Source organism: Myxococcota bacterium, assembly GCA_035498015.1.
Lineage (GTDB): Bacteria > Myxococcota_A > UBA9160 > SZUA-336 > SZUA-336 > VGRW01.
The window spans coordinates 1-8,269 of sequence record DATKAO010000222.1 but is presented as its reverse complement, the minus strand read 5'-3'; the positions used below and the strand labels follow the sequence as shown (position 1 = coordinate 8,269).

Sequence of the window (8,269 nt, the reverse complement as noted above, 5' to 3'; positions counted from 1 at the left end):
ACGAAGGTGCCCTTCAGGTTCACGCGCACGTTGGTCACCTGGGTGTCACAGCCGTTCGCGCCCGCCACGGGCACGTAGGTCCAGGTGGTGCCGCTGTCCTTCGAGAACTCGAGGTCGTCGGTGGTCGAGGCGAGCGAGGTGAAGGTGTAGGTGAGCCCGCTCGAGGTGGCGCCGTTGGCGAACTGGATCGGGCCGGAGCCGGCGCCGCCGTAGTCCACCACGCGCATCGAGGTGTTGGCCGGGATCGCGTCGCTGACCCGCACGGTGTTCGGGTCGGCGGCGCCGCCGGAGTTGCTCACGTTCACCAGATACTCGACGATCGAGCCGGGAATGCGCTTCTGCGAGTTGGCCGGGGTGCACGAGGCGGAATTTCCGGCCGTCGTGCAGTTGATCGGGTCGGTGATCGCGAACGACAGCTTGGTCAGCGAGTAATTCGGCGCGGCCGTGACCACCAGCGCCGCGGAGAACTCCGAAGTGTCTCCGCCCAGCCGCGCGGTGGCGGTGAGCGGCACGCCCGCCGCGACGCCGGAGGGCGTCGCCACGGTGAACGAGAAGCGGTTGGTGGTGTCGGTGCCCTGCACCACGCCGTTCACGGCCCCGGGCCCGTAGCTGCTCGAGGTGGCGTCGGCGTCGGAGCCCGAGCCCTCGGTCGCGCTGAAGGCGAAGGTCTGACCCTCGCCGAAGCCGCTGGCGTCGGTGGCCGCGATGAAGAACTCGACCACCGACCCGGGCCGGGCCCAGCCGGTGACGATCAGATTCCCGCCGTTCACCATGGCGGTCTGGATCACCGGGAAGTTCAGCGTGTTGTTCGGGCCGCCATCCACGTCGCCCGAGTCGTTGAGTGACACGCCCTGCTCGGGCGCGTAGCCGTTCGGGTCGACGCCGCGCGGGTCGAGATCGATGCCCAGGCCGGCGTTGGCGTAGATGCGGTTGCGCGTGATGTCGATGCCGGTGGAGCTCTCGACCACTACGCCGGGGCCGGCCGAGTTCGTCACGACGTTCTGCGAGAAGGTCATCGCGGTGCCTGCGGCCAGGCTGTAGAAGGCCACGTTGATCGGCTCGGTGCTGGCCACGCCCGCGCTGTTGTAGCCGTTGGTGGTGAGCGTGTTCTCGGTGACCAGGCCAGTCACTGCGCCCGCGCCGAAGCCGAACTCCAGACCGCCGCCGCGCTGGTTCTTGGCCAGGTTGTAGCGCACGGTGATGTTCGCGGCGGAGTTGATGATCAGGATGCCGTCGAAGGTGTTGGTCTGGCCGCCACCCGGCAGCCCGGTGAGTGAGTCGACCTCGTTGAACTCGATCAGCGCGTTCGCGCCCGCCGCGTCGCCGCGGATTCCGCTGTCGTTCACCTTCACGTAGTTGTGCGAGATCGCGATGCCGGTGCCCGCGCCGATCGTGATGCCGTAGTTCGCGCCGTACACGGTCGTGACCGTGCCGTCGGCGTTCGTGCCCACGAGACACTCGGCCACGATCGAGCCGTTGCCCGCGACGCTGATCGAGCCGTTCTCGACCGCTATGCCCGCGATGTAGTCCGTGCCGCCCGTGGCCACGATCTGCGTGCCGGCCGCGTTGACTACGACCTCGGGGCGGTTGAACTGCGGCAGCACGGTGCCGCTCGCGCCGACGGTGCCGCCGGTCCCCACCGTGAAGGGATTCGTCTCTCCCCCGCCCAGCGCGCGCACGTTCGCGGTCTGCGTGCGGCCGTCGAGGATGGTGCTCGTGCCGGTGATCGTGGGCAGGGCGCTGCCCAGGCTGATGCGCGCCGCACCCGCGTTCGCGCCCGCGGCCACGAGCTGATTCGTGTAAGTCGCGATCTGGCCGGGGTTCGCGACGCCGTTCGGGATCATGAACACCGAGGTCTCGCGAGCCGCAGTCAGTCCCACCTGCGCCAGGCCAGCCTCGCCGGTGATCGTGTTGGCGTTGGTCACCCACTGGCGCAGCGAGCCCTGACCGGTGTCGCGCGTGCTCACGATCGTGTCGAAGTTGAAGCCGAAGTCGACGCCGTTCACGGTCGTGCCGTTGGTGGCGAGCACGACCGTGGTGATCGATTCCGCCGTGGTCGTGGCGGTGGTGAGCGCCGCGAGCGTGGTCGAGCCGTTGCCGGCGTCGACCAAGGTCGGGTTCTCGCCGCCCACGTGGTCGGTGACTGCCGCGGGCGTTCCGGTCGACGCGTCCGTGCGGTAGGTCTGCACGGGGATGCAGGTGCCGGCCGCGCAGGCGCCCCCGCGCGCCGATGCGATCGTGAGGTTCGCGACGCGCACGATGTACGTGCCCGCGGTGCGCGTGAGGCTGTAAGCGCCCGAGGCGTTGGTGGTCGCAAAGGTCAGGAACGCGCCCGCCGCGCTGTAGACCTCGACGCGCACGTTCTGGATGCCCGGGCCGCCGGACGCGAGCTGCGAGCGGCCCGCGCCGCCACCGTAGTTGCGGTCGTCGAAGACCGTCCCGTTGATCGTGCCCCCGCGGGCGGAGCTGGCGAGAAACAGCGCGCACGCGCACGTGCCCCATGCGAAGAGCTCACGCCAGTGCCGCGCGTTCATCCTCTCTACTTGCGTCCGGCGGGCGGCGGAACTTCAGCGCGCCGGCTGCAGTCAGTCGAAGAGCGGCTCGCCTCTGGCGAACATCAGCCACACCACCGTCCCGGCCACGTAGAACGCGCCCGCGATGCCGAACACGAGCGCCCAGGAGCCCGTGGACTCCAGCAGATAGCCCGTGACCGCGACACCGACGACGCCCGGGAGCGTGCCCGCCGTGTTCGACAGCCCCATCAGCGCACCCGCATAGCGCGGCGCGATGTCGAGGTGATTCGACGCGAAGCCCGAGAGCGCGAACGACCCGATGCCGAGCGCCACGCACATGAGCGCGATCGCCGGCCCGACGCCGTGCACCTGGCCGATCGCGAACAGCGCCGCGGCCGAGCCCAGGAAGGCGAGTGACTGCATGAGCTTGCGCACGAACACCACGCTGTGACCGCGCGCGAGCAGCCCGTCGGCGAGCTGCGCGCCGACGTTGGTCATCGCGAACATGGAGAGCCAGGGCAGGAGCGTCGCCCAGCCCACACCGACCAGGTCGAGCCCGTGCGCGTCCGCGAAGTAGCGGGGCAGCCAGGACAGGATCAGGAAGTAACCCCAGTTCGAGCAGAAGTGATTGAAGATCAGCGCCCACACCGCGGACGAGCGCAGGATGCGCCGCCACGGGATCTGCGGCTGCGCTGCCGGCGGCGCGGTGTGCGCGCGAATCAGCGCGAGCTCGGCCGGGTGGATGCCATGCGCGTCCTCGGGCCGCTCGGTCGACACGGCGCGCCAGTACGCGTACCAGGCCGCGCCGGCGACGCCGAACACGTAGAACACCGACGGCCAGCCCCAACGTTCGACCAGCCACGGGGTGGCGAGCGTCGCGGCGATCGTGCCGAGCGGCATGCCGCTGCCGTTCAGCGCGGCCGCGCGCGAGCGCTCGTGCAGGGGGATCCACTTCCCGAACAGCTGGTAGATCGAGGGGAACGCCACACCCTCGCCCAGGCCCATGCCGATGCGCGCCGCGATCAGCGCCCCGAACGAGAGCTGCGCCGCGAGCGGAGTCACCAGCGTGAACGCCGACCACCACAGCACCCCGAAGGCCAGCAAGGCCCGCCCGCCCACGCGCATCGCGAGCCAGCCGCCGAGAAACTGCGTCGCGAGATAGCCCGCGAAGAACGACGACAGCACCCAGCCCTGCGCCGCCTTGTCCCAGCCGTACTGCTTCGACATGGGCAAGATCGCGTAGGAGATGTTCACGCGATCGATGTAACAGACGAAGATCGCCAGGAAGCAGCCCGCGGCCAAGAGCCAGCGCCGCGGCCAGTAACCCTGCGGGAGCGCGAGTGTCTGTTCGCTCGCCATCGGGTCAGAAGTGCGCGAATAGATGTGCGGGCGTTCGGGAGATGGAGCCCATGTCGAGCGATCGTACAGCACGTCGCGCCCGGGGAGTGACGGGGATCGCGTGCGCCCTCCTGGCCGCGATCCTGGGCTCCGGATGCTTCCGCTGGGCGCCGTGGCTGACCCACTTCCCGCAGCTCGATGGGCTCGTTCGCGACCGCGACACCGGACAGCCGATCGCCGGCGCGCTGGTGTTCGTCAGCTACTACTCCGAGAATCTCGTCGACGGTCACTCCCACTACCGCACGAGCTGGTCGTCGAGCGAAGCCGACGGGAGCTTCTCGATCCCCGACTCCTGGCGAGTCACTCTGCCGCGCCTCACCGGGCCGAGCGTCCTGGTCGTGCACCCTTCCTATGGCTGCACGTTCGGGAGCGGGTTCCAGCGCTCCTCTCCGAGCGGGCCGCTGGCCGTCGAGCTCAGCGTGACCGAGCTCGACCCGGTCGAGTCGTGCAGCGCGCTGTGCGAGAACTGCGACCACGTCGATGTCTTCTCCTGGCGTTCGTGCGACGTGTTCCGCGCCCGCATGTGCGGGCCGAGCGCGTCTCTCCTTCCCGACGGCAGCCCGCGCGCGAGCGGCGCGCGCCGCGGAGCCATGCGGGTGGGCCCGTGGAAGTTCTTCGCAGCCCGCGACCGGACCTGGGCGGCCGGTGAGTTCTTCCTGGGCGTGCCGAGGGGCCGTTGGGACTTCTACGGCGCGGACGGCAGCCTGGTCCGAACCCACACTTACTGTTCCGCGACCCGGGCCCCGTGCCCGCCCGAGCCCTAGCTGACGCGATTCGGGATCGGTTTGCCCGCGAGCGCGGCGATCACGTTCTCGGCGGCGACCTCGGCCATGCGGTCCCGGGTCGCGGGCGTGGCGCTGCCGACGTGCGGCGCGAGCACGACCTGCGGCAGCTCGGCCAGGCCCGCGGCCAGCGCGGGCTCGCGCTCGAATACGTCGAGGCCGGCGCCCGCGATCACGCCCTCGCGCAACGCCTGGACCAGCGCAGCCTCGTCGACGAGCGGGCCGCGAGCGGTGTTCACCAGCACGGCGTGCGGCCGCATGCGCCCGAGCTCGCGCGCGCCGATCAGGTGGCGCGTCTTTGGAGTGAGTGGCGCGTGCAGCGACACGAAGTCACTGCGCGAGAGCAGCTCGTCGAGCGGCGTGCCGCCCTGGCGGCCGTGCCAGATCACCTCCATGCGGAAGCCGCGCGCGCGCTCGGCCACGGCGCGGCCGATCCGGCCGAAGCCCACGATGCCGAGCGTGCGGCCCGTGACGTCGAGCCCGAGCCCGAGATCGGGCCGCCAGCCGGTGAAGCCGCCGCCGCGCACGTAGCGGTCGGCCCAGGGCAGGCGCCGCGCGGCCGCGAGCAGGAGCGCGAACGCGAGATCGGCCGTCGCGTCGGTGAGCACGTCGGGCGTGTTGGAGACCAGGACACCGCGCGCGCGCGCGGCCGCGAGGTCGATGTTGTCGGTGCCCACCGCCAGGTTGGCCACGATCTTGAGCCCGGGCGCGGCGGCGAGGAACGCGGCGTCGATGCGGTCGGTGAGGAGACACAGAAGTGCGTCGTGGCCCTCGACCTCGAGCGGCCCGACCTCGGCCTCCAGCCCGGCCGCGCGCAGGCGTTCGAGCGCGCGCTCGGGCACACCGGCGCGCACGCGCACGCGGCCGCTCACGGACGCCCCTGGCGAGTCTCTGGCCGCTCCATTCCCGGCATGCTAACCGGAGCGGGTGCCCCCGCTCGACCGTCTCACGGTCACCTTCACGCTCGGCGCGCGCGACCTACGCCACCTGCGCGGCGTCGCAGAGCGCGCGGCCGCGCGCGCGAGTGAGCGGCCCGAGCAGGCGCTGGCTCAGGCCGCCCGCGCCCGCGCCGCCGAGCTGCGCAAGTTCGAGCCGCCGGCCTACGTGCTGGAGCGGGTCGGGGCGCTCGAAGAGCTGATCGAGCTCTTGCTCGACCCCGACTGGCGACCGCCCGAGCAGGCCCGCGCGCGGGTGCGGGCAGCGCTGTGCTATTTCACGGACCCCGACGACCTGATCGCCGACTCGGTCCCCGGGCTGGGCTTCCTCGACGACGCGATCGTGATCGAGCTCCTGGCCCGCGAGCTGCGCCATGAGCGGGCGGCCTTTCGCGCCTTCGTGCGCTTCCGCAACTCGCTGCAGCTGGGCCGGAGCGTGCGTGACCCCGCGTTCGTCGGCAGGCGGCTGGCCGAGCGTCGCCGGGCGCTGCGCGCGCGCATCGACGCGCGCGAGCGCCGCCAGGTTGTGCGTGTGTGGCGGGGTCGGTAAGCTGCGCCCCGCAATGAAGAAGCGCACCAAGCTCAGCCACCGCAAGCGCGGCCGCAGCGTCCGGCATCGCGCGAAGCTGCGGGCCAAGAACCGACGGGCGCGCCTGCGCCGAAGCCGCGGCGAATCGCCGTACACGTGAGTCGCTCGCGATGAGCGAGTACGCGCGCAGCGGCGTCGACACGACCGAGGCGGACCGCGCGCTCGCGCGGCTCCTGCTCGAGATCGCGCCCACGGCCGCGTTCGGCTCGGGCACCGAGCTGGGCATCGGTCACTTCGCGGCCGTGATCCGCGTGGGACCGCTGCACCTCGCGCTCACCACCGACGGCGTCGGCTCGAAGCTCCTGGTCGCGCAGGCGATCGGGAAGTACGACACGGTCGGCATCGACTGCGTGGCGATGAACGTGAACGACCTGTTGTGCGTGGGCGCCAAGCCGCTCGCCATGCTCGACTACATCGCCGTCGAGCGCTGTGACCCGGAAGTGTTCGGGCAGATCGGCCGCGGTCTGTGCGAAGGCGCGAGACAGGCCGGCGTGGCGATCGTGGGCGGCGAGACCGCGCAAATCCCCGACATGCTGCGCGGCGCGAAAGAGGGCAGCGGGCTCGACCTCGCGGGCATGGCGCTGGGCATCGTGCCCGACGGCGCGCTGATCGACGGCTCGCGCGTGCAGCCGGGCGACGCGCTGCTCGGCGTGGCGTCGAGCGGCGTGCACTCCAATGGTCTCTCACTCGCGCGCGCGGTGCTGACGCGCAAGTTCCGCCTCGACGAGAACCTGGCCGACCTGGGCATGACCGTGGGCGAGGCGCTGCTCGTGCCCACGCGCATCTACGTGCCGCAGGTCGAGGCGCTGGCCAAGGCGGGAGTCACTCCGCACGCGCTCGCGCACATCACGGGCGACGGCTTCCTGAACATCCGCCGCGTCGAGGCGCCGGTCGGGTTCGAGATCGACTCACTGCCGCCCGTGCCGGCGGTCATGCGCGTGATCCAGCGCATCGGCGAGCTCGACGCCGCGGAGCTCTACACCGTGTTCAACATGGGCGTCGGCTTCACGGTCACCGTGGCGCCGGGCGACGCGGAGCGCGCGCTCGCGGCGCTGCGCGGCACGGGCCTCGAGGCCTGGCGCATGGGCCGCGCGGTCGCGGACCCCGAGCGCAAAGTCCGCATCCTGCCCGAGCGCCTGGTCGGACGGTCGAAGCACTTCGTCCGCGAGTCGTGATCCGCTTCGCGCTCGAAGCCACGGACCGCGGCAGCGCGGCCCGTGCGGGGCGGCTCGATACACCGCACGGTGTGGTCGAGACGCCGGTGTTCATGCCCGTGGGCACGCACGCCGCCGTGCGCGCCATGACTCCCGAGCAGGTCGCCGCGACCGGCGCGCGGATCCTGCTCGCGAACACCTACCACCTGCTGTTGCGGCCCGGGCCCGAGCTGGTGAGACGCGCCGGCGGGCTGCACGCGTTCATGGCCTGGAACGGGCCGATCCTCACCGACTCGGGCGGCTTCCAGGTGTTCAGCCTGAAGCACAAGGAGATCTCGGCCGAGGGCGTGCGCTTCAAGAACGAGATCGACGGCTCCGAGGTGATGCTCACGCCCGAGCGCTCGATCGAGATCCAGCACTCACTCGGCGCCGACATCATCATGGCCTTCGACGAGTGCACGCCGTATCCGGCCACGCCCGAGCTCGCGCGCCGCGGCGTCGACAACTCGCTGCGCTGGCTCGAGCGCTGCGGCCGCGCGCACGCCGGCTCGGAGCAGGCGCTGTTCCCGATCGTACAGGGCTCGGTGTATCTCCCCGAGCGCGAGCGCTCGGCGCGCGAGACGGTGAAGTTCACGGCTCCCGGCTACGCGATCGGCGGCGTGTCGGTGGGCGAGGGCCTCGAGGAGCTGAAGCGCATCGTCGGCTTCACCGCGCCGCTCCTGCCCGCGGACAAGCCGCGCTATCTCATGGGCGTCGGCCTGCCCGAAGATCTGGTCGAGTCGGTCGAGCGCGGCATGGACATGTTCGACTGCGTGATCCCTACCCGCTACGCGCGCTCGGCCACCTTGTTCACGCGGCGCGGCCGCATCCGCATGAACCACCGCCGCTACCGGCGCGA

At 71.4% G+C, this 8,269-nt stretch carries 8 protein-coding genes; 5 read left to right on the top strand and 3 right to left on the bottom strand.

The window, feature by feature from the left end:
* Both VMR86_19510 and VMR86_19505 read right to left on the bottom strand, forming a co-directional pair.
* Window positions 1-2,534: hypothetical protein (locus VMR86_19510; GenBank protein ID HTO09248.1), on the bottom strand; the 2,534-nt coding region annotated here is incomplete at its 3' end.
* A gap of 51 nt (window positions 2,535-2,585) precedes the next feature.
* Window positions 2,586-3,872 (bottom strand): ACS family MFS transporter, encoded by a 1,287-nt coding sequence (locus VMR86_19505; GenBank protein ID HTO09247.1) that lies wholly within the window; start codon window positions 3,870-3,872, stop codon window positions 2,586-2,588.
* An 86-nt stretch (window positions 3,873-3,958) separates the two neighbouring features.
* On the opposite strand from VMR86_19505, the gene VMR86_19500 reads away from it, so the two are divergent.
* Window positions 3,959-4,675 carry a hypothetical protein gene (locus tag VMR86_19500; GenBank protein HTO09246.1) on the top strand — a complete coding sequence of 239 codons (717 nt, stop codon included), beginning with the start codon at window positions 3,959-3,961 and terminating at the stop codon, window positions 4,673-4,675.
* Here VMR86_19500 and VMR86_19495 read toward each other — a convergent pair.
* Window positions 4,672-5,565, bottom strand: a complete 894-nt coding sequence (locus VMR86_19495) for a D-glycerate dehydrogenase (protein ID HTO09245.1) — start codon at window positions 5,563-5,565, stop codon at window positions 4,672-4,674. The genes VMR86_19500 and VMR86_19495 overlap by 4 nt on opposite strands.
* Before the next feature lie 55 nt (window positions 5,566-5,620).
* Here VMR86_19495 and VMR86_19490 point away from each other — a divergent pair, with 55 nt between their 5' ends.
* The 4 genes from VMR86_19490 to tgt all read left to right on the top strand — a co-directional run.
* Window positions 5,621-6,178 carry a YkvA family protein gene (locus tag VMR86_19490; protein HTO09244.1) on the top strand — a complete coding sequence of 186 codons (558 nt, stop codon included), beginning with the start codon at window positions 5,621-5,623 and terminating at the stop codon, window positions 6,176-6,178.
* A 13-nt stretch (window positions 6,179-6,191) separates the two neighbouring features.
* The gene (locus VMR86_19485; GenBank protein ID HTO09243.1) at window positions 6,192-6,317 is read left to right on the top strand and encodes a hypothetical protein; all 126 of its coding nucleotides are present in this window, start codon (window positions 6,192-6,194) and stop codon (window positions 6,315-6,317) included.
* A gap of 10 nt (window positions 6,318-6,327) precedes the next feature.
* Window positions 6,328-7,392, top strand: a complete 1,065-nt coding sequence (gene purM, locus VMR86_19480) for a phosphoribosylformylglycinamidine cyclo-ligase (GenBank protein HTO09242.1) — start codon at window positions 6,328-6,330, stop codon at window positions 7,390-7,392.
* Window positions 7,392-8,269: tRNA guanosine(34) transglycosylase Tgt (tgt, locus tag VMR86_19475; protein HTO09241.1), on the top strand; the 878-nt coding region annotated here is incomplete at its 3' end. The genes purM and tgt, both read left to right, overlap by 1 nt.

What these genes read in the sequence shown, in the direction of transcription:
- VMR86_19505 (HTO09247.1), bottom strand. Translation starts at nt 3,872, where the DNA reads ATGGCGAGCGAACAGACACTCGCGCTCCCGCAGGGTTACTGGCCGCGG.
- VMR86_19485 (HTO09243.1), top strand. Translation starts at nt 6,192, where the DNA reads ATGAAGAAGCGCACCAAGCTCAGCCACCGCAAGCGCGGCCGCAGCGTC.
- purM (HTO09242.1), top strand. Translation starts at nt 6,328, where the DNA reads ATGAGCGAGTACGCGCGCAGCGGCGTCGACACGACCGAGGCGGACCGC.